The organism is Hymenobacter arcticus (genome assembly GCF_054779975.1).
Genome location: NZ_BAAGXF010000003.1, coordinates 326,218 through 351,809, shown reverse-complemented (window position 1 = coordinate 351,809; position 25,592 = coordinate 326,218). Strand labels below are relative to the sequence as shown.

Sequence of the window (25,592 nt, the reverse complement as noted above, 5' to 3'; positions counted from 1 at the left end):
GCAACAACTGCCTTGTTTCAACCTTCCCCCATTTTTCGCCTTATGTTCAACGTTCTCTCCGACATCAGCTGGCTGAGCGTAGCCGCCGCTTTTGCCGCCTATTTCTTTCTGGGGGCCCTGTGGTACATGGTGCTGTTTCCGCAGCCCTACAAGGTGTCGCTGGGCAAAGCCAATGAGACGCTCAATAACCAGTCGGCCCTGTTTGTGGTGGGGCCGGGCGTGTGCGTGCTGGCCACGGTGCTGGCCACTACCCTCCTTTTTTACGCGCTGCACATCACCACCTATGGCGATGCCCTGGGCCTGGCGGCCATCGTGGGCATCGGGTACCTGGTGGCCAACACCACTAACATCGCCATCAACCCCAACATCCCCCGGCCCTTCCTCTACAGCGCCATTACCAGCGCCTACCACGTGGTGGGTATCGCGCTTACCTGCCTCATTTTAAATGCGTTACGGCAACAGCTATGAGCCAGCCGGAAGCCCTTACCATCTGCCCCCACAGCCCGCAGCACTGGCGCGAGTGGCTGCAAGCGCACCACCAGCAGCACCAGCGCGTGTGGCTGGTGTACCACAAAAAGGCCTCCGCCACTCCTACCCTCACCTGGAGTGAAGCCGTGGACGAGGCCCTGTGCTTCGGCTGGATAGACAGCCAGGCCAAACCGCTGGATGCTGAAAAGTACCAGCAGTTTTTCAGCCGCCGCAAGCCAACGAGTGGGTGGTCGAAAGTGAATAAGGCCAAGGTGCAACGGCTGATTTCCGAAGGCCGGATGATGCCCGCCGGCCTGGCCAGCGTAGAAAGAGCCCATCAAAACGGCACCTGGACGCTGCTCGACGAGGTGGAAGCGCTGCACCTGCCCGCCGACCTGGCACGTGCCTTTGCGCAACACCCCGCCGCCGGCAACCACTTCGGGCAACTCAGCCGAACTGCCCGGCGCAACCTGCTGCTGGGGCTGGTGCTGGCCAAACGCCCCGCCACCCGGCAGCAGCGCCTGGCGGCCATCCTGGCGCTGGCCACCCAACCGGCGGCACCCGGCGGGCCGGCTTGCGAAGGGCCGCCACCAGGGTAATCAGGCTTATACTAAGGCCAGGGGTTCAAAAGTTGGTGGCAGGGGCGCGTAACCTGTTCCTAGTACCTGCTTCACTTTTTGCTCGCTCAGGCAGTTGTCAACAAACTCACTCAGATTGGCCCCTCCGTAACGCATTCCCCCTATGCGCGACGCAAGGACATAGATGGGCAGTTCCTCATCCGGCCCGCGCTTGCTCATGTCCCACGCCAGGTATTCGCCGTTCTCACTCATGGCAAAAGGCAGCAAAGACTTCTCCAGGCCAACGTAGCCGTCGGGCTCTAATTCGAATGGGTCGTCGTATTCCATTTGTATGTAGAACTCATCCATCCCCTCCTTAATCCAGGGGCTGCGCACCTGCCAGGAGTCAGGATAGTTACCCAGGGGCACGTAGATAAGGAACAGCTCCCCCAGGCGGCCCCAGCCAAACTCTTGGGCGAACGTTTGATAGGAGGGCGGAAACCCCAGGTTGTCCGGCAGCCGATGGGTGGCCAGATACGCCGTATCGACTGCTACCGGCGAGAGAGGTTTGGGGAGACGTTGGAAAAGCGGCATGTGGCTTAGTCATTTAAGCAGAAGCTGCTCGAATGAACACAAAAATGGCTTTAAAAGGCTTATCATTATGGCCGATGCGCAGCCGTCGCCCTTCATTTCTACTGGCCCCCGCCCCTTGCCTACCCCGCCGCCCGTTATCCGCGTTGCCCATCTTACCAAGCGCTTCGGTGCGCAACTCGTGGTCGATGACCTCAGCTTTGAGGTAGCCGCCGGCGAAACCCTGGTGCTGCTGGGCCCCAGCGGCTGCGGCAAAACCACGCTGCTCAAAACCCTCAACCGCCTCATCGAGCCCGACGGTGGCACCATCGAACTCAACGGCCGCGACGTGCGCCAGCAGCGCCCCGAAGAACTGCGGCGCGGCATCGGCTACGTTATTCAGCAGGTAGGCTTGCTGCCACATTATACTGTCGCTCAGAATATTGGCCTGGTGCCGGGCCTGCTGGGCCGGCCCGCCGCCACCACGGCCGCTCGCACCACCGAACTGCTGGAGCGCCTGCACCTGCCCGCCGCGCGCTTTGCCGCCATGCTGCCGGCCCAGCTCTCGGGCGGGCAGGCGCAGCGCGTGGGGCTGGCCCGCGCCCTGGCCGCCGACCCGCCCGTGGTGCTGCTCGATGAGCCCTTCGGAGCGCTCGACCCGCTCACCCGCGCCGCCGTGCGCCGCGACTTTCGGGAGCTCGATGAGCTGCGCCGCAAAACAGTGGTGCTCGTGACCCACGACGTAACCGAGGCCTTCGAGCTGGCCGACCGCATTATGCTGCTCAACGAAGGCAAGATTCAGCAGCTGGGGCCACCCCGCGAGCTGCTGCGCCACCCCGCCAACGACTTCGTGCGCCGCTTTTTCCAGGCCGAGCGGTTGGGTCTGGAAATGCGGGTTACCACCCTGGCTGAGGTGCAGCCTTTTCTACCCACCGGGGCGCAGCCCGCGCCGGCGGGCACCCCGGCCCTGCCGCTCACCACCAGCGTGCAGGAAGCCCTGGCCCAACTGGCCGAGGTGGGGCCGGTGGGCCTGACGCTGGCGGGCACGCCGGGCCGGCTCACGCCCGGCAACGTGCTGGCGGCATTCGGGCAGTTTCTGACTTAGGGGTTGTTACATACGTGCCGGTGACGGCTGGCGCGGGGCAGAGCCCCGCGCCAACTGCGCCCCACGCCATCCGCGTAACACAGGTTGCTACCTGCCGTTTGGTGGGCGGCCGCGCCGCTTTTTGTGAAATCCGGGCTATTGGTGCCATATTGCGCGGCGCGGGCTGGACCGCGCTTCTGCCTTACGCTCACTCTTTTAGTCAATCCCACCCTTGAAAAACCGCGTAACTCTCGCCGCTCGCCTGGCGGCCGGAGCGCTGGCCCTGTTGCCAGCCCTAGCCCTGCGGCCGGCCCACCCGGCTCCGGTGTCCGCCACTAATGGCCGGCGGGCCGAGCAACGTCTTTTCGATGGCAAAACTCTCACGGGCTGGAAGCGCCTGGGCGGCACGGCCGACTACCAGGTCGAGAACGGGGCCATCGTGGGCACCACCGTGCTGAACTCGGGCAACTCCTTTCTGGTCACGGAAAAGGAGTACGGCGACTTCAGCCTGGAGCTGGACATTAAGATAGAGAGCGCGGAAAGCAACTCGGGCGTGCAGACGCGCAGCCACTTCGACTCGGCCGGGCAGCCGGGCAAAGTGTACGGCCGGCAGCTGGAAATCGACCCCTCGGCGCGCAGCTGGTCGGGCGGCATCTACGACGAGGCCCGCCGCCAGTGGCTCTACCCCCTCGATTTGCACCCGCAGGCCAAAACCGCCTTCAAGCTCGGCCAGTACAACCACGTGAAGGTGGAGTGCCTCGGCAACGAGATGAAGACCTGGATTAATAATATTCCGGTGGCCTACGTGGTGGACCCCGTGGACCCCAAGGGCTTTATCGGCCTGCAAGTGCACGGCATCACCACCAAGGAACAGGTAGGTAAGAAGGTGTATTTCAAGAATATAACCATCCAGACGACCGACATCAAGCCCAGCCCCTTTCCGGCCGATATCTACGTGGTCAACTTCGTGCCCAACTACCTCGCGCCCTACGAGCAGCAGCACGGCTGGAAGCTGCTCTACGATGGCAAAACCAGCCAGGGCTGGCGCAGCGTGAAGGGCAGCGCTTTTCCAAGCGCCGGCTGGCAAACCGCCGGCGGCACCATGACCATTCAGGCCTCGGAGGGCAAGGAGGCGGCCAACGTGGGCGACATCATCACCGATGCCGAGTACAAGGCCTTCGACCTCTCGTTTGATTTTAAGCTGACGCCGGGGGCCAACAGCGGGGTGAAGTACTTCGTGACGCTGGCCGAGAAAACCCAGGGCTCAGCCATCGGCCTCGAATACCAGGTGCTCGACGATGCCCTGCACCCCGATGCCAAGCTGGGCCGCGACGGTAACCGCACGCTGGCCTCGCTCTACGACCTGCAAACGGCCAAAAAGCCCGAGCGCTTCCTTCACCCCATTGGCGAGTGGAACACGGGCCGCGTGGTAGTGTACCCCAACAACCACGTCGAGCACTACCTCAATGGCGTGAAGGTGCTGGAATATGAGCGCGGCTCGCCCACGTTCCGCGCCCTGGTGGCCGAGAGCAAGTACAAGGTGTGGTCCAACTTTGGCGAGGCCCCAGCCGGCCACCTCCTGCTGCAAGACCACGGCAACGAAGTGGCATTTCGTAGCATTAAGCTCAAGGAGCTGAAGTAGTTGGCTTGCGGCGCGCCCTAACCCCCCTCTCTAAAAAAGAGGGGGAACTAGTTTCTAAATCTAGCTCTAAACTATTGATTTTTAGATTATTATAACCAAACTAGTTCCCCCTCTTTTTTGGAGAGGGGGTGAGGTGACGCCCACCCCCAACCACCCCCTTCCATCATCCCACCCCCTCAACCCTATGGCAACTCCTCGTCGTTTTTTTATCAAGCAGGCTGCCCTGGCCGGGGCGGCGGCCATTGTGGCGCCGCGCGTGGTGTGGTCGGCGAGCAGCTACAAGCGCATTATCGGGGCCAACGACCGGGTGCGGGTGGGTGTGGTGGGCTTTTCTGACCGGCACCGCGGCTCGCACATGCCCTGCTTTCTCAACCACTACAAGGAGCTGAATTTCGATATAGTGGGAGTGTCCGATATCTGGAGCAAGCGCCGGGAGGAGGGCGCGGCCCAGTGGCAAGAAAAACTTGGGCACCCCGTGGCCGCCTACCGCAACAACGACGAGCTCTACGCCAGCAAAAACGTGGATGCCGTGTTTATCGGCACCGCCGACTTCCAGCACGCGCTGCACGCCATCGAGGCGGTGCGGGCCGGCTGCGATGCCTACGTGGAGAAGCCCTTTGCCGAAACGATGGCCGACAACCGGGCCGCCCTCAAGACCATCAAGGGCTCGAAGCAGATTGTGCAGATTGGCTCGCAGCGCCGCAGCGGGGCCAACTACCGCGCGGCCGAGCAGTTCATCAAATCGGGTAAGTTTGGGCCCATCACGATGGTGGAGCTGACCTGGAACGTGAACCAGCCCGGCCGCTGGCGCCGCCCCGAGCTGCTGACGCAGCTGCGCGAGGCCGACACCGACTGGAAGCGCTACCTGATGAACCGACCCTTCGAGGCGTTTGACCCGCGCAAGTACCTGGAATACCGCTTGTTCTGGCCCTACTCGTCGGGCCTGCCGGGCCAGTGGATGAGCCACCAGATTGATACCGTGCACTGGTTTACGGGCCTGCCCCACCCCCGCAGCGTAGTGGCCAACGGCGGCATTTACATGTGGAAAGACGGCCGCCGCAACTGGGACACCCTCACGGCGGTGTTCGACTATGGCCCGGCCAACGACCCCGCCACCGGCTTTCAGGTGGCATTTGGCTCGCGCATGCACAACGGCGACGAGCACCCCACCGAAATCTACTACTCCAACGGCGGCGAGCTTAACCTCAATACCAACCTCATCTCGCCCCGGGGCGGCCTCACCAAGCAGTTTGCCGACGCCATGCACCTGCCCGCCAACCTGCTGCCCGAAACCAAGCTCACCGACGCGCAGGCCGTGGTAGCGTCGGCCAACACCGGCGGCGACCTACTCACCTCCAATCACATCCGCAACTGGATGGAGTGCGTGCGCAGCCGCCAGCAGCCCAACGCCCCCGTGGAAGCCGGCTACAGCCACTCCATCGCCAACATCATGACCACCGCCGCCGCCCACACGGGCCTGAAAGCCACCTTCGACGAAAAAACCCAGGAGGTAATGGTCGGCGGTAAAGTCTTCACAGCCTAGGGTTTACCAGTTGTTATATTCGGGCGGTTGCTACCCCAGATAATCCAGCACCTCCCCCAACGATTCGACACGGTGAAAATCCAGGCCCACCAACTGGGCGGCGGGCACTTCCTCGTGAATCCAGGTGGTGTGGTAGGGCACGTGGATGGCCGGCGCGCCCAGCGCCAGCACGGGCAGGATATCCGATTTCAGCGAATTGCCAATCATCACGAAGTCGGCGGGGGCCACGTCGTGGCGGGCCAGGATGCGCCGATAGGTAGCTTCGTTTTTCTCGCTCACGATTTCGACGTGGTCAAAAAAATCGCCCAGGCCCGAGCGCGCCAGCTTGCTTTCCTGGTCAAACAGGTCGCCCTTGGTGAGCACCATCAGGCGCGCGCCGCGCTGCTTTAGGGTGGTAAGCACCTCTAGCACGCCGGGCAGGGGCTCGATGGGAAAGTCGAGCAGGCGCTTGCCCAGGTCGAGCAGCTGCTGGATTTCCACACCCGTCACGGCCCCGTCGGTGAGCTGGATGGCCGTTTCTATCATGGTCAGCATTAATGATTTAGCGCCGTAGCCAAACAGGTGCATGTTGTGCCGCTGCACCGCGTAGAGGCGGCTGGCGATGAGGGCCGGGTCGCCGCACCGCGCGATGATGGCGGCAAACTGGGTTTCGACGTGGTCGAAGTGCGGTTGGTTGGGCCAGAGGGTATCGTCGGCGTCGAAGGCAATGAGCTGGGGCCGCAGCATATAGGCAAGTACAAAGGCGGAAAAAGGGCCTCACCAGGAAGCCAAGGCCCAAAAGTACCGAACTTGCCGCCCATGCGCACCCTTATTGACCAAGCCACCTGGCCCCGCCGCGAGCATTTCGCCTTTTTCACGGCGTTTGAAGAACCGTTTTTTGGCCTCGTGGCCGATGTCGATATCACCATCGCCCGCGCCGAGGCCCGGCGGCTGGGCGTGTCGTTTTTTCTGTACTACCTCTACCAGGCCGTGGCCGCGGCCAACTCGGTACCGGAGTTTCGCCACCGCATCGAGCAGGGCCAGGTGTACTGCTACGACCAGGTGCACGCCTCGGCCACCATCGGCCGGCCCGACCACACCTTCGGCTTCTCGTTTCTGGAATACCAGCCCACCCTGGCCGGGTTCCTGGCCACCGCCCAGCCCGAGATGGCGGCCGTGCAGCAGGCCGGCGGCCTGTGCCTGAGCGAGCGCACCGGCCGGCCCGACGTGCTGCACTGCTCGGCCATTCCGTGGGTGCGCTTCACGGGCCTCACCCACGCCCGCAGCTTCACCCACCCCGACAGCGCCCCCAAAATCTCCTTCGGCCAAGCCTACGACCACGGCGCCGGCCAGCGCATGGCCGTGGCCGTGAACGTGCACCACGCCCTGGCCGATGGCTACCACGTGGGCCAGTTTCTGGCGGCCTTTCAGCAGCGGCTGGATAGTGGCAATGGATGATAAAGCCAAAGCCGTTTGTCATTGCGAGCGCAACGCAGTGGAGCGCGGCAATCGCCCCAAAACGATACCCGTACGTCGTCGTTCTGGGGCGATTGCCGCGCTCCACTGCGTTGCGCTCGCAATGACAAACGATTCGCATCCCATTTAAAGACCCCATGCAAACCCTTACCGACCTCTTCACCTTCTGGCACGCGCAGGCGGGCAAACTGGGCCAGCAAACGCTTCAGCACGTGGCGCTTACGGCGGCGGCCTTGCTGCTGGGCGTGGCGGTGGGCGTGCCCGTGGGGCTGTGGCTCACGCGGCGGCCGCGCTGGGCCCCGGCGGTGCTGGGCGTGGCGGGCGTGCTCCAAACCGTGCCCAGCATTGCGCTGCTGGGGTTTTTGATTCCGCTCATGGGCATTGGGGCGGCACCAGCCATTCTGGCGCTGCTGCTGTACTCGCTGCTGCCCATCATCCGCAACACGGTGGCGGGCATTCAGGGCGTGCCGCCGGCCGTGGTGGAAGCCGCGAAGGGCCTGGGCTTTACCGATGGCCAGATACTGCGGCGCGTGGAGCTGCCGCTGGCCCTGCCGGTGCTGATGGCGGGCATTCGCACGGCCACGGTCATCAACGTGGGCGTGGCCACGCTGGCGGCCTACGTGGCGGCGGGCGGCCTGGGCGAGTTCATCTTTGGCGGCATCGCCCTCAATAACCCGGTGATGATACTGGCCGGGGCCATTCCGGCGGCGGGGCTGGCGCTGGCGTTCGATGCGGGCCTGGGCTGGCTGGAGAAGCAGTCGGCCCGGCGGCTGCGGGCGGTGGGCGGCGGGCTGCTGCTGGCCTTGCCCCTGCTGGCGGCCGGCTACTGGCTGCCGCAGGCGGCGGGCCGGCTGCGGGCGGGCTTCAGCCCCGAGTTTGTGGGCCGGGCCGATTGCCTGCCGGGCCTCACCAAAGCCTATGGCCTCAGCCACTTACCTAATGTAGTACTGGCCCCGGCGCTGGTGTACGAGGCCGCCCGCGCGTCGAACGTTGATGTTATCGACGGCTACTCTACCGATGGGCGCATCCGGGCCTACGGCCTGCGCGTGCTGCGCGACGACCGCCACGCCCTGCCCCCCTACTACGCCGCGCCCGTGCTGCGCCCCGCCCTGCTACGCGCTCACCCCGAGCTGGGTGCCGTGCTCGACCAGCTCAGCGGCCAGCTCTCCGACTCGGCCATGACCACCCTCAACTACCAGGTTGACTATCTGCACTTGGAGCCTAAAGTGGTAGCGTTGAAGTGGTTGCGCCGCAAGGGCCTCTGGAAAGCCCCACGGCCCCTGCCGGCCGGGGCCGCCGTGGTGCGGCTGGGCTCCAAGATTTTTGCTGAGCAGTACATTCTGGTGGAAATATACGCCGCCCTCATCCGGGGCAATACCGACCTAGCGGTGGCCACCAAAACCGGCCTCGGCGGCACCAGCATCTGCTTTGAGGCCCTGCGCGGCGGCGAAATCGACATGTACCCCGAGTACACTGGCACGGGCTTGCAGGTGCTGCTGCAACCCTCGGCGGCGGTGCTCGACTCGCTGGGCGGCCAGCCGGCGGCGGTACTGGGCTACGTGCGGGCCGAGTTTCGGCGGCGCTACAACCTGGAGTGGCGCGCCCCGCTGGGCTTCAACAACACCTACTGCCTGCTCATGCGCGGCCAGCAGGCGGGCGAGTTAGGTATTGCCAGTATCTCGGAGCTGGGTGGATATTTAAATCATAAGTAATTATCAATCAATATTTTAATTAGATAACCGCACTAGAAATCTGATGCGTACCTAGTACGTTTTGCCCTGCCCACGCGGGCCCGGCGGCCGGAGCTGCCGCATTGTGCGTGCCGCCTGAATGAGCGGCTTTTTTGCGGGCTTGCCCCCGGAAGCCAACTCCAACCACCCAACCCCGTTAGAGGGGCCCGGCCCAGTCATGGGCCCTACGTGACACCACTGCCCGGCGGCTTTTTTATTCTTCAGTAACAAGAAGTTAGCCGGGAAATAACTTATATCGGGCACGCTCTTTGCCGCGCCGCGCCGGATTCCTATTCGCTTATATGCCAAAATTTACTTTCTGGGGCTTGCTATGTCTGGGGCTGGCCCTGTTGGCGTTTGGTGGCCCAGCGCGGGCGCAACGCCTGGCCACGGGCGGGCAGCACACGCTGTCGGTGCACGCCGATGGCACGCTCTGGGCCTGGGGCCTCAATGGGCAGGGGCAGCTCGGCCTGGGCACCCTCACCAGCCACAACACCCCCACCCAGGTGGGCACCGCCACCACCTGGGTGAGCGTGGCCGCCGGCCAGCTCCACACCCTGGCCCTGCGCCAGGACGGCACCCTCTGGGCCTGGGGCGACAACAACGGCGGCCAGCTCGGCACCGCCACCGGCAGCGACCAGCTAAGCCCCGTGCAAGTGGGCACCGCTACCTGGCGCAGCGTGGCCGCCGGGGCCGCCTACTCGCTGGCCGTGCGCCAGGATGGCACCCTCTGGGCCTGGGGCGATAATAGCACCGGTCAGCTGGGCACGGGCGGCCCGGCGGCCCAGGCCATGCCTACGCAGGTGGGCACCGCCACCACTTGGGTGAGCGTGGCCGCCGGGGCGGGCCACACCCTGGCCCTGCGCCAGGATGGCACCCTCTGGGCCTGGGGCGATAATACCTATGGGCAGCTGGGCACCGGTACCAGCGCCAGCCAGCAGGCCGCGCCCACGCAAGTAGGCACCGCCACCACCTGGGTGGGCGTGGCCGCCGGGCAGGCGCACTCAGTGGCCTTGCGCACCGATGGCACCCTCTGGGCCTGGGGCCAGAACAGCAGCGGCCAGCTCGGCACCGGCGGCCCCAGCAGCTCCAACACCCCGGTGCAGGTGGGCACCGCCACCACCTGGCGCAGCGTGGCGGCGGGGGGCTTTCACTCCGCCGCCCTGCGCCAGGATGGCACGCTGTGGAGCTGGGGCCTGAATTACTACGGCCAGCTCGGTCACGGCACCATCACCGACCAGCCCGTGCCCACGCAGGTAGGCACGGCCACCACTTGGCAGGCCGTGGCCGTGGGCTACGGCTACACCGCCGCCCTGCGCCAGGATGGCACCGTGTGGGACTGGGGCAATAATGGCTTTGGGCAACTGGGCAACGGCGTGGGCTTGCAGCTAGCGCCCGCGCCGGTAGCGCCCCCCGCCACCTGGCGCAGCGTGGCCGCCGGCTACAACCACTCGGTGGCCCTACGCCCCGATGGCACCCTCTGGGCCTGGGGCCTCAACAACTACGGCCAGCTGGGCACCGGCACCACCACCGACCAAGCTACCCCGGTGCAAGTGGGCACCGCCACCACCTGGGTAAGCGTGGCCGCCGGCTACGGCTACACCGTGGCCCTGCGCCAGGACGGTACCCTCTGGGCCTGGGGCCACAATCTTTTTGGCCAGCTGGGCCTGGGCACCATCGACGACCGGCTGGTGCCCACGCAGGTGGCCACCGCCACCACCTGGGTGAGCGTGAGCGCCGGCTACGGCCACACCCTGGCCCTGCGCCAGGATGGCACCCTCTGGGCCTGGGGCCTCAACAGCTATGGCCAGCTCGGCACCGGCACCAGCCAGAACGTACCCACCCAGGTAGGCACCGCTACCTGGGCCAGCGTGGCCGCCGGCAGCTACTACACTGTGGCCGTGCGCGCCGATGGCACCCTTCACGCCTGGGGCCAGAATAACCACGGCCAACTCGGCCTGGGCACCACCGCTAACCAAAGCACCCCCACCCCAGTAGGCACCGCCGCCACCTGGCGCAGCGTAGCCGCCGGCTACGGCCACACCCTGGCCCTGCGCCAGGACGGCACCCTCTGGGCCTGGGGGCTCAACAGCTACGGCCAGCTCGGCACCGGCCAAGGCGTGGCCGACCAGCGCACGCCCACCCAGGTAGGCACCGCCACCACCTGGCAAAGCCTGGTAGCGGGCAGCACCCATTCGCTGGCCTTGGACCAGGATGGGGCGCTCTGGGCCTGGGGCTTCAACTACTACGGCCAGCTCGGCTTGGGCACTACTGCCAACCAGCCGGCCCCCGCGCGGGTGCCCGGCGGCGGCACCTGGCAAAGCCTGGCGGCCGGCGCGGGCCACACCGTGGGCGTGCGCCCCGATGGCAGCCTCTGGGCCTGGGGCTTCAACAACTACGGCCAGCTGGGCAACAACTCGGCCGTTAACCCCTTGCCCATCTACGTACCAACCGGTGGCCTGCTGCTGGCCGCTACGCCAGGCAAAGCGTTGGCTGAATGGCAATTAGCACCTAATCCGGCCCACAACCAGGTTCAGCTTTGGGGGCTGCCCGCCGGGCCCGTGGCCGTGGCACTCTTCGATAGCCAGGGCCGCCGGCTACGCACCGCCACCACGGCTACGGTTGCGCTGGCGGGCCTGGCCCCCGGCCTCTACCTGCTGCGCGCCACTGCGGGGGGCACCACGCGCACATTGCGCCTGGTGGTGGACTAAGCATTTTTCTGACATGCTTAGGCCTTGCGCAAAGAAAGTTTTTAGCCTCAGCGGGGCGAAAGAGTAATAGTGAAAGTTTATTAATCAATAACTTAGTATTCAACTCATTAGGCCGAGCCACAGATTCACAGGCCGTTTCTACCCGAGTACCTCTACCCCACCCGGCGGCCTGCCAGGCCCAGCAAAGCGTCTTTCACCAGTGGCACGCAGTAGGCGTAGTTGCGCAGCCGGGCGCGGTGCCGGGCCGCCGCCGAGGGGTAGCCGGTAGCTACCAATTGCCGAAACGTGGCCAACTCGCAGGCGGCCGTGAGCTCGATGCGGGGCAGGCGGCGCGGGTCGCTGCCCGGGGTGGCCGGGCCGGTGTGCACCGAAAATCCCGCCGCGTAGCCCGCCGGCGCAAGGGCCCGCAGGGTGTGCCGGTCGTAGCGGCCGTAGGGAAACGCGTAGTACGCCGGGGCCCGCCCCAGGTGCCTGGAAATGGCGGCCCGGCTGCCGCGCAGCTCGGTCAGCTGCGCGGCCACGGGTTGGCCGGCCAGGGCCCGGTGGCTGCACCCGTGCGCCTCGATGTGCCAGCCGGCGGCTTGCAGCGCCCGCAGCTCCACCCAGCGCAGGGGCCGGTCGCCGGCCGGAGCCGAGCGCGCAAACTCGCCCTGGCCCGCGTAGCTCGGCTCGCCCACCGCGGCGGTGGTTAAAAATAAGGTGGCCGCAAAGCCGTGCGCCGCCAAAATGGGCCGGGCGTGGGTGTAAAGCGAGTGGTAGCCATCATCAAAGGTGAGGGCCACCACCGGGGCCGCGCCCGGCGGCTGGCGCAGGCTGGCCAGCGCCTCGGCCAGCGGCAGCACGCGGCAGCCGGCTGCCGCTAGCCAGGCCATTTGCTCGGCAAAGTACGCTATTGGCACGTGCACGGCCGCCATATAAGGCGCGGGGCGCTCCACCAGCGCGTGGTACATTAGAATGCTAACTTGCGGGCTTTTCATAAGCGGTAACACTCAGTCCAACAGCTCTTTACTCACCAGGCGCGTGGCCTTCCACTCCCGGTCCTTATACCCCACCAAAATGAGCGCTACCGACTTGGCCACACCCGCTACCAGATGCACGCCGGCCAGCAGCGCCAGAAAGTGCCGCGGCCGGGCCCCAATAAGGCGCAGCCCCAGCGCGCCGTAGCCCAGCAGAGCCGCCGCCAGCCCCAGCCACACCCCGCCTAGCACGGCCGAGCCCGTGCCCAGCGCCACCGCCCCAAACGCCAGCGCGGCCACCAGCAGGCACGAGCGCGGCGGCTGCAATAGCTCGCAGGCAAAATCGAGCTGGCGCAGGCTGCGCTGCCGCAGCCCCCGGGCCAGCAGCGGCAGGCCGTGGGCTTTGGCCGTGGCCAATTGGCCCGCCAGCCACCGCTGGCGCTGCCGGCCGAAGGCCTGCCGGCTGCCCACCGCGTGGTAGCGCAGGCTGGCGGCGGGGCAGTAGGCCACCGGCACTTGGCGGCGCACTAGGTTGGCTTTCCACTCCTTGTCCTCGGCCAGCGAGCTGTGGGGCAGGGCCATGAGCTGAGCAAACTCGGCCGCGCGCAGGCAGCAGCCCAAACCCAGCAGGAAGGCATCGAGGCCCAGCAGCGCCCGGGTGCCCAGCCCCACGCGCTGCCGCAGAGCCTCGGCGGCGGCGTCGAGCACCGTCACGTCCGACTCGAAGGCGTTGCCCACGCGCCGGCTGCACTGCACCACCGGGGCCGCGCCGGGCCGGGCAAAGTGCCGGTCGAGCTCCGCCAGAAAATGCGGGTCGAGGCGGCAGTCGGCATCCACAATGCACACCACGGCGGCCGAATACGGAGCGGCCAGCGCCAGCCGCTCGGCGGCGTAGCGCAGCGCCTGCGTCTTGCTGGAGGGCTGGGTGGTGGTGCGCTCGAAGCAGGTAACCCCCGCGGCCCGGGCCAGCGCCGCGGTGCCGTCGGTGCAATTGTCGGCCACTACCACCGTGCGGTAGCGGCCGGCCGGGTAGGCGAGCTGCCCGATGCTGGCCAGCAGGCCCGGCAGCAGCACGGCCTCGTTGTGGGCCGGCACCAGCAGCACAAAGTCGGTTTGGGCCGGGGCCGCCGCCGGGGGCCGCCCGTATAGCCGGCCAATGCGCGCCGCGCACAGCACGTACAGAATGGCCGGGCTCAGTACGTAGGCGTAAAACATTAGTACGTAGGCCTGCATTACGTACCACACGCCGAGCGCCAGGTAACCCAGCCAGCCAAGGGCTGCCAAACCGTGTAATGCCGCCATACGTCAGGTGAGCAGAGAGTAGCAAGTTGTTTTCATGCGCACAGTAAGTAGTTAGGTGCAACAAGTTACTGCGCTTTGTGTCAACTAATTGGCTTTATCAATTTATTTTTTGCACGCAACTACGTTTTCTTGTTATACTGCGTGCTAGCTGCGCTTAACTCTTGCTTAGCACGTTCCGTTTAGTGTTTTCATTTCCTTTTCTCCCTTCATGCTGCCTACCACTACTCCGCCGCCCTTCACCGAGCGGCGCTACATTCTAACCCTTATTTTCGTGGTGTCGCTGTTCATGCTCTGGGGCCTGGGCGTAACGATGGCCGACATTCTCAACAAGCATTTTCAGCAGGTGCTGCACGTGAGCAAGGCCAACTCGGCCTACGTGCAGGCCGCCACGTTTGGGGCCTACTTCGTGATGGGCCTGCCCGCGGGCTGGTTTATGAAGCGCTTTGGTTACCAAAAGGGCGTTATCCTGGGCCTGGGCCTGTACGCCGCCGGGGCCTTTCTGATGGTGCCGGCCGCCAATGCGGCCTCGTTCACGCTCCTGCTCATGGCCCTGTTTGTGCTGGCCTGCGGCCTGGGCACGCTCGAAGCCGTGGCGCACCCGTTTCTGGACGGCCTGGGCGACCCGGCGAGCTCCGACCGGCGCATCACGTTTTCGCACGCCATCAACGGCATCGGGGCGGTATCGGGGCCGCTCATTGGCGGCTACTTTGTGCTGCGCGGCACCCACGCGGCCGGCGACTTATCGTCGGTAAAAGTGCTCTACACCATCATTGGCACGGTGGTGGGCTGCATCGGGCTGGCCTTTGCCTTCGTGAAGGTGCCCCCGCTCAACGCCGAGCACACGCCCGGCACGGCCACCTCCGAAACCGGCGATACGCCCACCGACCTGGCCGCCGACAAAACGCTGTTTCAGCACAAGCATTTTGTGTGGGCCTGCGTGGCGCAGCTCTTCAACACGGCGGCGCAGGGCGGCACCTGGGCCTATTTTATCAACTACGGCACCGACTACATGGGGCTGAAGCCGGGGCCGGCCATTCAGGGTTTTTGGCAGGTGGGCACCCTTTTTAGCCGCACCGTGGGCCTGACGCCCGGCCTGCCGCACCTGGCCAACGATGTGGCGGCTTACTTCTTCTCCCTCAGCCTGGTAGGCATGATGCTGGGCCGCTTTTTGGGCACCTACCTCATGCAGTACATTGCCCCCAACCGCCTGCTGGCCTTCGTGGCCGTGGCCAATATTGGTATGTGCCTCATTGTGGCGCAGCACTGGGGCTGGGTATCGTTTGGGGCCCTCATTGCGCTCAATTTCTTCTTCAGCGTCATGTTCCCCATCATTTATAGCCTGGGGCTGAAAGACCTGGGCCGGCACAAGCAGCTGGCCTCGTCGTTTATCGTGATGGGCGTGGTGGGCGCGGCCCTGTTTCCGCGCTTCGTAATGGGGCCGGTGGCCAACGCCAGCGTGGCCCACGCCTACTACCTGCCCATTATTTGTTACGTGATGGTGTTTTTGTACGGCATCAAGTTCTACAAAGTGCAGCGCGACTAGCGGCTTACCCGATAGTTAATTTATTTACTATCAATAAATTAACTATCGGGTAGTTTTTATTTATTTTTCCCTCCCTTTGCCCAGACTTTTGCGCAACGGCCGCTAATTGGCGCGCCGGCCAAATGGCCGGGCTGTCAACTAGCGGCCGTTGCGCAGTAGTTTCGGACCCGGGCAGCCCCGCCCGCCGCTCACCTTTGGGCTGGCTTAGCTGGGTTGCTTCGGCCTCATGCTTTTAACTAAGACACGCCAGCGAATCTTACTGCTAATTACTCTATTAGCAAGCACTTGTACCAAGCCAGCCAGCGCGCAAGCGGAGGAACCCTGGATGCAGTTTACGGTGAAAGCCAAGCAGGAAGACCACTACGGCTACAAAAACCAGCGGGGCCAGGTGACCCTGCCGGCCAAGTTCGGGCAGTTTACGAATGCCCAAACGTTTCGCCACATCATGGCCGTGCACGAATGGGCCACCGACTCCCAGTATTATTTACTGAAAAGCGGGCGGGCCGTGGGCCGCGACAGCGTGTATATAAACGACTACACGTTTGACTGCGAAAGCGAAGGCAAAATCCGGTTTCGGGACCAGCGGCGCAACCGGGTGGGCTTTTTCGACGCGCAGGGGCGGGTGGTAATTCCGGCTATTTATAATTACGCCACCCCTTTTCACAATGGGGTAGCCGTGGCGCTGCTTGGCGCTAAGCGTACTTGCTTTGGCGGCAGCGACACGCTCACCTGCGAACACCCAAGCTGGCAGGGAGGCCGGGAGGTATTAATCAATCAGCGCAACGAGGTGCTGGCCGATTTGGGCACTGCCACCGCCCCTACGTTTCGCCTCGACTGGTACTCGCTGCAACGCAATGCGCCCACGCCCGATACGGCTACCACCGTCACGCTGAGCGGCGTACATGGCGACCGCTACACGTTTACGGCGTATGACCGGGAATTTCGGGAGTGGTTTTTTGGCACCTTCGTGCCGACCGTGCACAGTGAGCCGGCCGAAAAAATCAGCGCGCTTTGCTTCAGCGATTTGGCCGTGGCTTCGCGGCCGTTTCGGGGCTGGCCGCACGTTGGCCGGGCGGCGTTTGTGGCGAAGTATCAGCCATTGTTGCGCGCTAGGCTGGGCGCGCTGCAACGCGGGGCCGGGGGAGTACAACTGGGGTCTGGCGACCTGAACACGCTCATTTTTACCGGCCTGGCTTTCCGGCCGTTCCTGACAGATTGTGGGGAGCACTTTGAGGAGAAATATCCGGTTTTTGAGGTTGTATTGACGTATCCGGCCCCGCCAACCAACCAAAAATTCGACCATCAGGAACACTTCGAGTTCATCCGCACGGCCAGCGGCTACCGGCTGTTTAGCGTGTCGCTCTAGGGCCTCACCGCGTGGCCGCCGCTTACTTTGGCAGCATGAAGCACCTTTTGCTAGCCAGCACCCTGGCCCTGCCGTTGGCCGCCGCGGCCCAGGCCCCAGCCTCCGAAAACCTCGTGCAGTACGCCCACCCGCTGGTGGGCACCGCCCGCATGGGCCACACCTACCCCGGGGCCACGGTGCCCTTCGGCGCGGTGCAGCTCTCGCCCGACACCGATACTATCAGCTACGAGCAAAACGGCAAGTACAATCCCGAAATTTATTCGTACTGCGCTGGCTACCAGTACAAAGACCCCACCATCGTGGGCTTCAGCCACACGCATTTCAGCGGCACGGGGCACTCCGACCTCGGCGATTTTCTAGTGATGCCCACCACCGGGCCGCTTCAGCTCAACCCCGGCACCGCCGACCGGCCGCGCAGCGGCTACCGCTCGGCCTACTCGCACAGCACCGAAGTAGCCGAGCCCGCCTACTACAAAGTGCGGCTGGCCGACCACGATATTCTAGCGGAATTAACCGCCACCACGCGGGTCGGCGTGCACCAGTACACGTTTCCGCAGGCCGCCGAGTCGCACATCATTCTCGATTTGATGGCCGGGATTTACAACTATCCCGGCAAAAATACCTGGACGTTTGTGCGGGTCGAAAATGACTCGCTCGTGACCGGCTACCGCCAAACCAACGGCTGGGGCCGCACCCGCACGGTGTACTTCGCGCTCAGCTTTTCGCGCCCCTTCAAAACCTACGGCAGCCGCAACTACGACCAAAAGCAAGCCTACCGCGGCTTCTGGAGCCGCTTCGACCAAAACCACAACTGGCCCGACCTGGCCGCCCACCAGCTGCGCCTGCACTTCGACTTCGGGCCCACCCAGGCCGGCCAGCAGGTGAAGCTCAAGATGGCCCTCTCGCCCGTGAGCACCGCCGGCGCGCTGGCCAACCTGCGCGCCGAAGCCCCCGGCTGGAACTTCGCCGACTACCGGCAGAAAGGCCAGGCGCAGTGGCAGCAGGAGCTGAGCAAAATCACCGTGCAGTCGCCGCGCCGGGTCGATAAGGAGAACTTCTATACGGCCCTGTACCACGCCTTTATCGGCACCACCATCTACCAGGATGTGGATGGCCAGTACCGCGGCCTCGACCAGAACAACCACACGGCCAAGGACTTCACCAATTACACCAGCTTCTCGCTCTGGGATACCTACCGGGCCCTGCACCCACTCTATAACCTCGTGCAGCCCCGGCGCAACGCCGACATGGTGCAATCCATGCTGGCCCACTTCGACCAAAGCGCCGAGCACATGCTGCCGGTGTGGAGCCACTACGCCAACGAAAACTGGTGCATGATTGGCTACCACGCGGTGCCCGTGCTCTGCGATGCCATCGTACTCGGCAACGCGCCCTTCGACCAAAACCACGCCCTCGACGCCTGCGTGACCACCGCCCGCCAGCGCTGGTACGACGGCCTGGGCGAGTATATGGCCCGCGGCTACGTACCCGAGGACAAAAGCGGCGCGTCGGTGTCCAAAACCCTCGAATACGCCTTCGACGACTATTGCATTGCGCAGGCCGCCCAGAAGCTGGGCCGCGCCGACATTGAGAAGGAGTTCCGCCAGCGCGCCACCAACTGGCAAAGCGTGTACGACGCCCGCATCGGCTTCATGCGCCCGCGCCTGGCCGACGGCTCGTTCCGGCCCAAGTTCGACGTGCTCACCACCAGCGACCCCGCTTACATTGAGGGCAACGCCTGGAACTACAGCCTCTACGTGCCCCACGACCCGGCCGCGCTCATCGCCAAGATGGGCGGCAACGCCCGCTTCGTGCCCCACCTCGACTCGCTGTTCACGATGAACCTGCCCGACAAGTTCTTCGCCGAAACCGAGGACATCACCCGCGACGGCATCATCGGCAACTACGTGCACGGCAACGAGCCCGCCCACCACGCCGCCTACCTCTACAACTGGACCAACCAGCCCTGGAAAACCCAGCCCCGCATCCGCATGATTCTCAACAAGATGTACCACCAGGGCCCCGATGGCCTCGGCGGCAACGACGACTGCGGCCAGATGTCGGCCTGGTACATCTTCTCGGCCCTGGGCTTCTACCCCGTCGCCCCCGCCTCCGGTGAGTACGCCCTCGGCAGCCCCGCCGTACACGGGGCCACGCTGCAAGTGGGCGAGGGCAAGACGTTTACGGTAACCGTTAAGAACCAGTCCGATAAGAACGTCTACGTGCAGTCGGCCCGGCTGAATGGCAAGCTGCTGGCGCGGCCGTTTCTGCCGGTGAGCGAGGTGCGGCAGGGCGGGACCTTGGAGTTTGTGATGGGCAGCCGGCCGGCGACAAAATTATTCTGAAAATGGTAATTTTTATTTTGCTATTGGGAACGATAAGGTTACTTTTGCCGTAATCAAAGACTAGGGCCACGCCCTCAATTTGCAGGTTAAAGTATGCGCGTACTGAGTAAGCCGGTCATCAATGCATTTACCAAGGAACACCCGAAATCAACTGAGTTGCTGGAAGTATGGTATCACAAGATGAAGCTGGGCAGCTGGAGCAACCTCAATGAATTACGCGCTGATATTCCAGACGTTGACTATATTACCAATGACCGGTACGTGTTCAATGTGGGCAGTTACCGAATTATCGTCATGATATTCTTTAAGGTCAAGCAGCTCTACATAAGGGGCATTTTTACGCACAAAGAATACGATAAGCGTCGGGCCCAGCTTCCCTCGCTGTAGCCAATATGCCAGCTTGTCGGCCAGCTAGCCCAATTCTACCATTATAACGCTTCACCGCCATGTCCTTAGCTATCTCCACCGAAGCCGAATACCAGGCTGCCCTCACCGAAGCCATGCGCCTGGGCCAGGAAAACGAAGACCAGCACCTCACCCGCCTGCTTGAGCTAGGCGAAGCCATCGATACCTACGAAATCGCGCAGGGCCACGAGCCCGCCCTGCCCTCTACTCTGGCCGGCTGGCTGGAAGTGGAGATGTTCCGGCTCCGCATGCGCCAGAAGCAGTTTGCCAAGCTGCTCGGCGTGAGCGAGTCGCGCCTGAGCGAAATCATGAACGGCCGCCGCGCCCCTAACCTGGACTTTATCAAGCGCCTGCACACTACCCTGCACGTACCCGGCGACAAGCTCCTGGAACTAGTTTAGCGCCAACGCAATAGCCCCAAAAACCGAAGCCCTGGCAGTTGCCGGGGCTTCTTTGGTTATACTTGCAGCCATGAACCCCGACCCCACGCCCGCCTCCTACCTGCCCGCGCCGTTGCCCTCCCCGGCCGCCCTGCTTCACCGCACGCAAGCGGCGCTCGGGCTGCTGCGCGACATGGTTAAGATGCCCAAACCTTCTTTACCACTTCAATAAGTTCTTGGGCTATATCTGGCCGCAAATCACCTGACACAAATGTTTCCATACCTTCAAATTCTTTGCCTCGTCTATGCATAATAAAGTTCGAAATGGGTCTTTTTATCTCATCAAAATAATCCCGATGATTCTGTTCGACTTGCTCTGTACATCTACGAATTAGTTGAATTTTACCAGCAATTTCTTTGCCGTATTCAATCTCATCTATGCTACGAATATTGTAGGCAGGTTCTTCGAGAGGCATTGTGTTAGAATTTTGAGGTCAAGGACAAACACAAGGTACCTCTTTAATCACACATTGCCAAAAATTTTAGTTCTAAAACCATTTCCCAGCTAATTCTATTATTGATGCCTGAGCAACCACAAGACCTATCTTCTGTCAACGAGGTGCGACCAGCCAATTTGCCTGCGTCTTTGCCTTCAACTTCTGTTATATTGAGGCGGACGCAAGGAGCGTTGGGGCTACTGCGGGAGGTAGTGCGGGAAAGCTCGGCGGAGTATTGGCATGAATTGGGGAAAGCCGCTAGTGCGCGAGAGGATTGGGCCGAGGCTACCTACGCCTTTACTAAATGTGTGAAAACCACTCCTACGTATTGGAGAGGAAATATATGGCTGGCATTTGTATTAGCACAACAGCATTTGCACGGTTCAGCCTCTGCATTGCGTCAAGCCTACGAAGGGCCTTTTCCAAATTGGACTGAGTTTATCATGACCTTAAGTAGTCTCCAATGGGATATACTTGACAAGCAAGGGGTAATACTAGATAATAGTTTCGACAGCATTTTCACCAAGGCCTTAATTTATCGAATTAAAGATGATACCAACCAAGCTTGCGCATTATTAAATTCTATAAGCGGTGATATGATGCAAGGATGTAATAATGCCTTACGCCACCGTTTACTAGGCTCACTATGGTTAGACAGGCAGGAATATGATGTTGCTTTGATGGATTTCAAAATTGCAGTTGAACTAGCACCTAATGAGGCTTGGAATCATATTGAGCTAGGTTGCATGGTATTTTACGTAGAACTATATCAGCATGATGATGAAGCATTAGACAACTTTGAACGAGCTATTAGTATTGACCCGAATCATCCAGCAGCTTATGCATCGAGTGGTTTTTTAAGAGACGACTTTTTAGGTGAGTATTTAGACGCTTTAAATGATTTTAATAAAGCGATTACTTTAGAACCAAGAAGTGCTTCACTCTACGCCGATAGAGCATCAGTTCACTATTCTTTACAAAATTACTTAAATGCAATTAATGATTACACAGCTGCAATCAACTTAGAACCTAATTTCTACAAAGATTATAGTGGCATAGGAGAAATTGGATTAGGTAGCCACTTGGGCGGGCGTAGTCATTTAGCTGAGTATTATACTGGAAGAGGCGAGGTAAAATATGCTATTCAAGATACAGAAGGAGCTTTAGCAGATTTTGACCAAGCTCTTTTAATAAAGCCGGATTACATGCGAGCCTATTCAGTAAGAGCGGATATACTTGACAAAATTTAACCCCATAAAATGGTCGTTCTTACAGACATCCGCGCTGTCCTGCTCCGTGAAATCGGCCTCGCCAAGCATTCCATTCACGTGGCCGTGGTGTGGTTTACCGACCACACGCTGTTTGCGGCGCTGCTGGCGCGGCAGCGGGCCGGGGTGCCCGTGGCCCTGTGCCTGACGCGCGACGAGAAAGCCATCAATTTTCAGCCGGGCGGGCTGCCCTTTGCCGAGCTGGAAGCGGCCGGCGGGCGCGTGTTCGTGGTCGAAGACCGGCTGATGCACCACAAATTCTGCATCCTCGACGGGCGCGACGTGCTCACCGGCTCCTACAACTGGACCAACAAAGCCGCCCACTACAACGAGGAAAATCTGGTGCTCACCACCGGCGACCCCGAACTGGCCCGGCACTTCCTGCGCGAGTTTGCCCGCCTCACCGGCCAGCCCGACGCGCCGGCCGCCGACCCAGCCGTGCAGCGCGTGCTCAAGCGCCTGGCCGTCATTCAGTCGCTGTTGACGCTGCACGAGACCGAAGACCTGCCCAAGCACCTGGACCGCCTCGCCGCCGAGCCCCTGGCCGATAGCCGCCTGGCCGCCGTGCTCGCCGCCCTGCGCGCCCACCGCTACGCCGAAGCGACAGACTTACTGCAAGCCTTCGTGGCCGCCCACGCCCAGGTACGCGTGTGGGAAGACCCGCGCCTGGCCGCCCTCCAGCTCGAAATCCGCTGCCTCGAAGCCGAGCTGCTGGCCCTCGAAGCCGAGCGCGCCGAAGCTACCCGCCTGCTCACGGCCTTTGAGCTGTGGCACCAGCGCGAGCTGGGCGAGCTGCTGCAAGCGGTGCTGGCCCTGCGCCGCGACGTGGCCCGCCACCAGCGCCACACCTCGGCCTACGCCGAAAGCGAGTACCAGCGCGCCCAGCAGCGCTACCAGCAGCAAACCCACGACCGCGAGCAGGCCCAGGCCGTGGCCGCCCACACCTTCGCCCTCGACGATGCCGGCCGCGCCCTCCTCAAGAAGCTCTACCGCGAAGCCGCCCAGCTCTGCCACCCCGACCGCGTGGCCGACACGCATAAAAGCGCCGCCACCGAGGCGTTTCAACAGGTGCTCAGTTCCTACCAGCACCAGGACGTGGCCGCGCTGCAAGCTCAGCTGCTCGACCTGCAGCGCGGCATTTTCACGGCCGACACCACCGCCAACAGCTCCGCCGAAATGCTGCAAGTCCGCCGCGATGCACTGGCCGCCAAGCACGCCGCGCTGCTACAAGAGCTAGCCGAGTTGCGCGCTGCCGAAGCCTTTGGGCTAGCCCAAGCCAGTGAAACCGAGCAGGAAGCGTACCTGGCTACCAACCGCGCCGTGCTGCGGACCGAGCGCGACCGCCTACTGGGGCAGCTGGAGTTGCTTTTGCAGCAGGAAGCCGCGCTTTGATAAAATTACTAGAAATCAATTCCCTAAAAAAGGACGTCATGCAGACCGCAGGGAAGCATCTCGCGTGCAGCAGTAAACCAATCGTTCAACGAGGCGAGCGAGATGCTTCCCTGCGGTCTGCATGACGTTCTTTTAGCTTCCAAAACAGATTTTACGGCAAAAAGCCCGGCTGCCTACGGTATGATAACCGAAGGCAGCCGGGCTTTTGCGCAAGCAAACACTTACCTAATTGCCTAAGATAGACTGCTTGTTCTTGTTGCGCTTGTAGAGGTAAGCCGCGCCGGCGGCCAGCAAGGCGCCGCTCAATACTTTGTGCTTGGAGGTGAAGCCGCGGCTGGTGCCGTCTTCGTTGGTGTTGCCGCGGAACAGGCTGGCAATCAAACCGCCTAGGGTGCCGCTTGGTTGGTTATCGCTCATGGTGAAAGGAGGTATAGGGTGAATGTGGGCTTTTTACGCAGGGAACGCGGTTGGCGTTATCCGGCGCGCTGCCACCTACATTCGCGGTTGCACCCCGTGCGTTTCACCTTTACCTACACTCATGCACCTCTCTTCTTTACGCCCCTGGCTCGCCCCCGTTGCGGCGAGTTTGCTACTAGCCAGCTGCCAGGGCCAATCCACTGCTACCACCGAAACCGCCGCCGGCGGCCAGCCCACTGAGGCCGCGCCAACGGACACGGCCAGCGTGCCCACGCCCAACGACGGCATCACGCCCGCCCTGCTGGCTCAGCACATCAAAGTATTGGCCTCGGACGAGTACCAGGGCCGGCGGCCGTTTACGGTGGGTGAGGAAAAAGCCACCACGTACTTGGCCAGCGAGTTTAAGAAGCTGGGGCTACAGCCCGGCCCCGGTGGCAGCTATTTCCAGCCGGTGCCGCTGGTGGAGATTGCCGGCAAGCCCGACTCCACGGCCACCATCGCCGGCGCGGGCAAAAGCCTGACGCTCAAGTATCGCACCGACTACATGTTTCTGACCGAGCGTGAAAAGCCGACGGTCGAAATCAAGGGCTCACCGCTGGTATTTGCCGGCTACGGCGTAACGGCCCCCGAATACAAGTGGGACGACTACGCGGGCCTCGACGTGAAGGGCAAAACGGTGGTCGTGCTCATCAACGACCCCGGCAACGCGGGCAACGACACCACGCTATTCAAGGGCCGGGAAATGACCTACTACGGCCGCTGGATGTACAAGTACGAGGAGGCCGCCCGCCACGGCGCGACCGGCCTGGTCATCATCCACGATACCAAGCCCGCCGCCTACCCCTGGACGGTGGTGCAAAGCAGCAACGGCGGCGCCAAGCTGCACCCCACCACGCCCGACCACGGCGCCAGCAAAGTGGCCCTTGAAGGCTGGATGACCCTCGACGCGGCCAAGCGCCTCTTCACCGCCGCCGGGCAGGACTACGAGGCGCTGTACGCCGCCGCCAATAAGCCTGGTTTCCGGGGTAAAGACCTGGGTCTGAGCCTCACGACCACGCTGCACAATAAAATCACCTACAAAACCTCCAAAAACGTGGTGGCCGTGCTGCCCGGCACCACCCAGCCCAAGGAATACATCATCTACTCGGCACACTGGGACCACCTGGGCATCGGCCCGGCCGTGGCCGGCGACTCCATTTATAACGGCGCGCTCGACAACGCCAGCGGCTGTGCGGGCCTGCTGGCTATCGCCAACGGCTTCCAGCAGGCCAAGGAAAAGCCGAAGCGCAGCATCGTGTTCCTGGCCGTGACGGGCGAAGAGCAGGGCCTACTTGGCTCGGACTACTACGCGCAGCACCCGCTGTTCCCGCTGAAAAACACCGTGGCCGATATCAACATGGATGAGCTGCTAGCCTTCGGCCCGATGCGCGACCTCACCATCACCGGCTACGGGCAATCGGAGCTGGATGATTACGCCCGCACCGCCGCCAAGGAGCAGAACCGCTACGTCATCCCCTACCAGCACCCCGAAACCGGCAGCTTCTACCGCTCCGACCACTTCAGCTTTGCCAAGGTGGGCGTGCCAGCGCTGTATGCCAGCGGGGCGTTTGAGAGCCGCCTGCACGGCAAGGCATTCGCCGAAAAAGAGCGTAAAGACTTCGAAGCCAATAACTACCACCAGCCCTCCGACCAGTACAACCCCCAGTGGGACCTGCGCGGCGCGGCCCAGGACGCCCGCCTGCTCTTCCGCATCGGCCAAAACCTCGCCGCCGAAACCACTTTTCCCAAGTGGAAGGCCGGTTCCGAGTTTCAAGCCGTGCGCCTGAAAAGCCGGCCGCAGTAAGTGGACCTTAAAACGTTTGTCATTGCGAGCGCAACGCAGTGGAGCGCGGCAATCGCACTAGAACGACTCGTTTGAGTATCGTTCTGATGCGATTGCCGCGCTCCACTGCGTTGCGCTC

23 protein-coding genes are annotated in these 25,592 nt (G+C 62.8%); 17 read left to right on the top strand and 6 right to left on the bottom strand.

The genetic code is table 11. The features are described 5' to 3' along the window. Positions 1 to 42: 42 nt before the first annotated feature. Both ACYVGC_RS07915 and ACYVGC_RS07910 read left to right on the top strand, forming a co-directional pair. Complete coding sequence (locus ACYVGC_RS07915; RefSeq protein ID WP_460583268.1) at positions 43 to 468, top strand: DUF1761 domain-containing protein; 426 nt, start codon at positions 43 to 45, stop codon at positions 466 to 468. Further along, positions 465 to 1,067, top strand: a complete 603-nt coding sequence (locus tag ACYVGC_RS07910; protein WP_460583267.1) for a YdeI/OmpD-associated family protein — start codon at positions 465 to 467, stop codon at positions 1,065 to 1,067. The genes ACYVGC_RS07915 and ACYVGC_RS07910 overlap by 4 nt, the downstream gene beginning before the upstream one ends. Positions 1,068 to 1,073: 6 nt before the next feature. Here the strand turns inward: ACYVGC_RS07910 and ACYVGC_RS07905 are convergent, their stop codons facing one another. Next, the gene (locus ACYVGC_RS07905; RefSeq protein ID WP_460583266.1) at positions 1,074 to 1,619 is read right to left on the bottom strand and encodes an SMI1/KNR4 family protein; all 546 of its coding nucleotides are present in this window, start codon (positions 1,617 to 1,619) and stop codon (positions 1,074 to 1,076) included. 67 nt (positions 1,620 to 1,686) lie between these two features. On the opposite strand from ACYVGC_RS07905, the gene ACYVGC_RS07900 reads away from it, so the two are divergent. From ACYVGC_RS07900 to ACYVGC_RS07890, 3 genes are all read left to right on the top strand, one after another. After that, positions 1,687 to 2,700 carry an ABC transporter ATP-binding protein gene (locus ACYVGC_RS07900; RefSeq protein WP_460583265.1) on the top strand — a complete coding sequence of 338 codons (1,014 nt, stop codon included), beginning with the start codon at positions 1,687 to 1,689 and terminating at the stop codon, positions 2,698 to 2,700. Between the two features lie 211 nt (positions 2,701 to 2,911). Then, entirely contained in the window at positions 2,912 to 4,321 is a 1,410-nt protein-coding gene (locus tag ACYVGC_RS07895) for a 3-keto-disaccharide hydrolase (RefSeq protein WP_460583264.1), read from the top strand. A gap of 184 nt (positions 4,322 to 4,505) precedes the next feature. Further along, entirely contained in the window at positions 4,506 to 5,864 is a 1,359-nt protein-coding gene (locus tag ACYVGC_RS07890) for a Gfo/Idh/MocA family protein (RefSeq protein ID WP_460583263.1), read from the top strand. A gap of 30 nt (positions 5,865 to 5,894) precedes the next feature. Here ACYVGC_RS07890 and ACYVGC_RS07885 read toward each other — a convergent pair whose 3' ends face one another. Next, positions 5,895 to 6,590 carry an HAD family hydrolase gene (locus ACYVGC_RS07885; protein WP_460583262.1) on the bottom strand — a complete coding sequence of 232 codons (696 nt, stop codon included), beginning with the start codon at positions 6,588 to 6,590 and terminating at the stop codon, positions 5,895 to 5,897. A gap of 72 nt (positions 6,591 to 6,662) precedes the next feature. Between ACYVGC_RS07885 and ACYVGC_RS07880 the strand changes: the two genes are divergently transcribed. From ACYVGC_RS07880 to ACYVGC_RS07870, 3 genes are all read left to right on the top strand, one after another. Next, complete coding sequence (locus ACYVGC_RS07880) at positions 6,663 to 7,301, top strand: CatA-like O-acetyltransferase (RefSeq protein WP_460583261.1); 639 nt, start codon at positions 6,663 to 6,665, stop codon at positions 7,299 to 7,301. A 155-nt stretch (positions 7,302 to 7,456) separates the two neighbouring features. Continuing rightward, complete coding sequence (locus tag ACYVGC_RS07875) at positions 7,457 to 9,031, top strand: ABC transporter permease/substrate-binding protein (protein WP_460583260.1); 1,575 nt, start codon at positions 7,457 to 7,459, stop codon at positions 9,029 to 9,031. 320 nt (positions 9,032 to 9,351) lie between these two features. Further along, entirely contained in the window at positions 9,352 to 11,760 is a 2,409-nt protein-coding gene (locus ACYVGC_RS07870; protein WP_460583259.1) for an RCC1 domain-containing protein, read from the top strand. A 152-nt stretch (positions 11,761 to 11,912) separates the two neighbouring features. Here ACYVGC_RS07870 and ACYVGC_RS07865 read toward each other — a convergent pair whose 3' ends face one another. Both ACYVGC_RS07865 and ACYVGC_RS07860 read right to left on the bottom strand, forming a co-directional pair. Further along, positions 11,913 to 12,737, bottom strand: a complete 825-nt coding sequence (locus ACYVGC_RS07865) for a polysaccharide deacetylase family protein (RefSeq protein WP_460583258.1) — start codon at positions 12,735 to 12,737, stop codon at positions 11,913 to 11,915. A gap of 12 nt (positions 12,738 to 12,749) precedes the next feature. Further along, on the bottom strand, positions 12,750 to 14,018 hold the full coding sequence (locus tag ACYVGC_RS07860; RefSeq protein WP_460583257.1) for a glycosyltransferase family 2 protein: 1,269 nt from the start codon (positions 14,016 to 14,018) through the stop codon (positions 12,750 to 12,752). A gap of 208 nt (positions 14,019 to 14,226) precedes the next feature. Here ACYVGC_RS07860 and ACYVGC_RS07855 point away from each other — a divergent pair, with 208 nt between their 5' ends. The 6 genes from ACYVGC_RS07855 to ACYVGC_RS07830 all read left to right on the top strand — a co-directional run bounded on the left by ACYVGC_RS07855 (position 14,227) and on the right by ACYVGC_RS07830 (position 20,289). Then, entirely contained in the window at positions 14,227 to 15,561 is a 1,335-nt protein-coding gene (locus ACYVGC_RS07855; protein ID WP_460583256.1) for an MFS transporter, read from the top strand. Between the two features lie 337 nt (positions 15,562 to 15,898). Further along, positions 15,899 to 16,927: a WG repeat-containing protein gene (locus ACYVGC_RS07850; protein WP_460583255.1), complete on the top strand. Its 1,029-nt coding sequence runs from the start codon at positions 15,899 to 15,901 to the stop codon at positions 16,925 to 16,927. Positions 16,928 to 16,962: 35 nt separating this feature from the next. Further along, a complete protein-coding gene (locus ACYVGC_RS07845; protein WP_460583254.1) occupies positions 16,963 to 19,272 on the top strand; it encodes a GH92 family glycosyl hydrolase in 2,310 nt (769 codons plus the stop codon). A gap of 93 nt (positions 19,273 to 19,365) precedes the next feature. Then, entirely contained in the window at positions 19,366 to 19,659 is a 294-nt protein-coding gene (locus ACYVGC_RS07840; protein WP_460583253.1) for a type II toxin-antitoxin system HigB family toxin, read from the top strand. 59 nt (positions 19,660 to 19,718) lie between these two features. Continuing rightward, complete coding sequence (locus ACYVGC_RS07835; protein WP_460583252.1) at positions 19,719 to 20,078, top strand: helix-turn-helix domain-containing protein; 360 nt, start codon at positions 19,719 to 19,721, stop codon at positions 20,076 to 20,078. A gap of 70 nt (positions 20,079 to 20,148) precedes the next feature. Continuing rightward, positions 20,149 to 20,289 (top strand): hypothetical protein, encoded by a 141-nt coding sequence (locus ACYVGC_RS07830; protein ID WP_460583251.1) that lies wholly within the window; start codon positions 20,149 to 20,151, stop codon positions 20,287 to 20,289. Here the strand turns inward: ACYVGC_RS07830 and ACYVGC_RS07825 are convergent. After that, the gene (locus tag ACYVGC_RS07825; RefSeq protein ID WP_460583250.1) at positions 20,255 to 20,533 is read right to left on the bottom strand and encodes a hypothetical protein; all 279 of its coding nucleotides are present in this window, start codon (positions 20,531 to 20,533) and stop codon (positions 20,255 to 20,257) included. The two genes, ACYVGC_RS07830 and ACYVGC_RS07825, sit on opposite strands and share 35 nt — an antisense overlap. A gap of 329 nt (positions 20,534 to 20,862) precedes the next feature. Between ACYVGC_RS07825 and ACYVGC_RS07820 the strand changes: the two genes are divergently transcribed. Together ACYVGC_RS07820 and ACYVGC_RS07815 are read left to right on the top strand one after the other, a co-directional pair. Then, positions 20,863 to 21,804 carry a tetratricopeptide repeat protein gene (locus ACYVGC_RS07820; RefSeq protein WP_460583249.1) on the top strand — a complete coding sequence of 314 codons (942 nt, stop codon included), beginning with the start codon at positions 20,863 to 20,865 and terminating at the stop codon, positions 21,802 to 21,804. A gap of 9 nt (positions 21,805 to 21,813) precedes the next feature. Continuing rightward, a complete protein-coding gene (locus ACYVGC_RS07815; protein ID WP_460583248.1) occupies positions 21,814 to 23,214 on the top strand; it encodes a phospholipase D-like domain-containing protein in 1,401 nt (466 codons plus the stop codon). Positions 23,215 to 23,439: 225 nt separating this feature from the next. Here ACYVGC_RS07815 and ACYVGC_RS07810 read toward each other — a convergent pair whose 3' ends face one another. Next, positions 23,440 to 23,631, bottom strand: coding sequence for a hypothetical protein (locus ACYVGC_RS07810; RefSeq protein ID WP_460583247.1), 192 nt, complete (start codon positions 23,629 to 23,631; stop codon positions 23,440 to 23,442). A gap of 121 nt (positions 23,632 to 23,752) precedes the next feature. On the opposite strand from ACYVGC_RS07810, the gene ACYVGC_RS07805 reads away from it, so the two are divergent. Further along, positions 23,753 to 25,474, top strand: coding sequence for a M28 family metallopeptidase (locus ACYVGC_RS07805; protein ID WP_460583246.1), 1,722 nt, complete (start codon positions 23,753 to 23,755; stop codon positions 25,472 to 25,474). The last annotated feature ends 118 nt before the right edge of the window (positions 25,475 to 25,592 follow it).

Excerpts from the sequence above, each read along its gene's own strand:
- ACYVGC_RS07905 (WP_460583266.1), bottom strand. The coding sequence starts at position 1,619 with ATGCCGCTTTTCCAACGTCTCCCCAAACCTCTCTCGCCGGTAGCAGTC.
- ACYVGC_RS07810 (WP_460583247.1), bottom strand. The coding sequence starts at position 23,631 with ATGAGCGATAACCAACCAAGCGGCACCCTAGGCGGTTTGATTGCCAGC.
- ACYVGC_RS07845 (WP_460583254.1), top strand. The coding sequence starts at position 16,963 with ATGAAGCACCTTTTGCTAGCCAGCACCCTGGCCCTGCCGTTGGCCGCC.
- ACYVGC_RS07835 (WP_460583252.1), top strand. The coding sequence starts at position 19,719 with ATGTCCTTAGCTATCTCCACCGAAGCCGAATACCAGGCTGCCCTCACC.
- ACYVGC_RS07885 (WP_460583262.1), bottom strand. The coding sequence starts at position 6,590 with ATGCTGCGGCCCCAGCTCATTGCCTTCGACGCCGACGATACCCTCTGG.
- ACYVGC_RS07840 (WP_460583253.1), top strand. The coding sequence starts at position 19,366 with ATGCGCGTACTGAGTAAGCCGGTCATCAATGCATTTACCAAGGAACAC.
- ACYVGC_RS07865 (WP_460583258.1), bottom strand. The coding sequence starts at position 12,737 with ATGAAAAGCCCGCAAGTTAGCATTCTAATGTACCACGCGCTGGTGGAG.
- ACYVGC_RS07890 (WP_460583263.1), top strand. The coding sequence starts at position 4,506 with ATGGCAACTCCTCGTCGTTTTTTTATCAAGCAGGCTGCCCTGGCCGGG.
- ACYVGC_RS07815 (WP_460583248.1), top strand. The coding sequence starts at position 21,814 with ATGGTCGTTCTTACAGACATCCGCGCTGTCCTGCTCCGTGAAATCGGC.
- ACYVGC_RS07910 (WP_460583267.1), top strand. The coding sequence starts at position 465 with ATGAGCCAGCCGGAAGCCCTTACCATCTGCCCCCACAGCCCGCAGCAC.
- ACYVGC_RS07880 (WP_460583261.1), top strand. The coding sequence starts at position 6,663 with ATGCGCACCCTTATTGACCAAGCCACCTGGCCCCGCCGCGAGCATTTC.
- ACYVGC_RS07860 (WP_460583257.1), bottom strand. The coding sequence starts at position 14,018 with ATGGCGGCATTACACGGTTTGGCAGCCCTTGGCTGGCTGGGTTACCTG.
- ACYVGC_RS07805 (WP_460583246.1), top strand. The coding sequence starts at position 23,753 with ATGCACCTCTCTTCTTTACGCCCCTGGCTCGCCCCCGTTGCGGCGAGT.
- ACYVGC_RS07900 (WP_460583265.1), top strand. The coding sequence starts at position 1,687 with ATGGCCGATGCGCAGCCGTCGCCCTTCATTTCTACTGGCCCCCGCCCC.
- ACYVGC_RS07825 (WP_460583250.1), bottom strand. The coding sequence starts at position 20,533 with ATGCCTCTCGAAGAACCTGCCTACAATATTCGTAGCATAGATGAGATT.
- ACYVGC_RS07875 (WP_460583260.1), top strand. The coding sequence starts at position 7,457 with ATGCAAACCCTTACCGACCTCTTCACCTTCTGGCACGCGCAGGCGGGC.
- ACYVGC_RS07870 (WP_460583259.1), top strand. The coding sequence starts at position 9,352 with ATGCCAAAATTTACTTTCTGGGGCTTGCTATGTCTGGGGCTGGCCCTG.
- ACYVGC_RS07830 (WP_460583251.1), top strand. The coding sequence starts at position 20,149 with ATGAACCCCGACCCCACGCCCGCCTCCTACCTGCCCGCGCCGTTGCCC.
- ACYVGC_RS07915 (WP_460583268.1), top strand. The coding sequence starts at position 43 with ATGTTCAACGTTCTCTCCGACATCAGCTGGCTGAGCGTAGCCGCCGCT.
- ACYVGC_RS07855 (WP_460583256.1), top strand. The coding sequence starts at position 14,227 with ATGCTGCCTACCACTACTCCGCCGCCCTTCACCGAGCGGCGCTACATT.